Origin of the sequence: Halopseudomonas pertucinogena (assembly GCF_014646575.1) — a bacterium.
Taxonomy (GTDB): Bacteria; Pseudomonadota; Gammaproteobacteria; order Pseudomonadales; family Pseudomonadaceae; genus Halopseudomonas; species Halopseudomonas pertucinogena.
This window is the reverse complement of sequence record NZ_BMNN01000018.1, coordinates 1-785: the sequence shown is the minus strand read 5'-3', so window position 1 is coordinate 785 and position 785 is coordinate 1. Positions and strand designations below refer to the sequence as shown.

1 protein-coding gene is annotated in these 785 nt (G+C 62.0%); it reads right to left on the bottom strand.

The genetic code is table 11. From position 1 onward, the window contains the following. On the bottom strand, positions 1–785 hold a 785-nt coding region (locus tag IEW63_RS14525), incomplete at both ends, for a DUF637 domain-containing protein (protein WP_188637347.1).

Here is a 785-nt window from a genome sequence, read left to right as displayed (position 1 = left end):
ATGTAGCCCCACCTTCTGCAGGCTGCCGCTCTGCCATTGATTGGCCTGGCTGATGTCGCCTACCCAGTTGAAACCCACTGCCGCGAAGGTGTTGGCCAGTGTCGCGGTCAGGGCATCCCCCAAACTGCCCTCCTGACCCAAGGCCTTGTTGAGCACGGCAGAGGTGGTGTTCTGCAAAGCCTGGTTAGTAGCGAACTGGCCCACGCCGGACCAGCTGTTCAGTCCAGCACCGGTCACATTACCCGTGTTGGCCAGCACACCAGTGTTGCCGGATGCAACTCCAGTGTTACTGGCGGCGGTTTGAGTCCCTGTCCAACCGTCGTAGACACCGACTGTCAGCCCAGCGGTGGCGCCGGCTACTGCATAGTTCTTGAGGGAATCGCTGGAGGTCACGTCACTTAACACCGCGCCCAGGTCACCGCGGTTATTGATTGTGCTTATCGCAGCGGTGCTGGCTGCGCCACTGGCTGCTGCTCCAGCTGCTGCCCCCATGGCACCGCCACCAGCGAGCCCGGAGGCCGCTGGGCCAACCACCGCGGCGATGGCAATGGCAATCACCAGTTGTGCACCCGCTCCCAATCCCGAGCTGCTGTAGCTGAAGCTGTCATGCACTTCCTTGACCCGCTGCCAGTCCACGTCGCCGCGCTGTTCCATCTCCTTCAGCCAGGCCAGGCTCGGGTTGGCCTGAACCATGGCATCGATGGTCTGGCTCACGGTGTGCTGGTCGATATGCTTGATATCGATCTGCAGCCCTTCCACGGCTTTGATGGCCAGTTCGCCCTGGG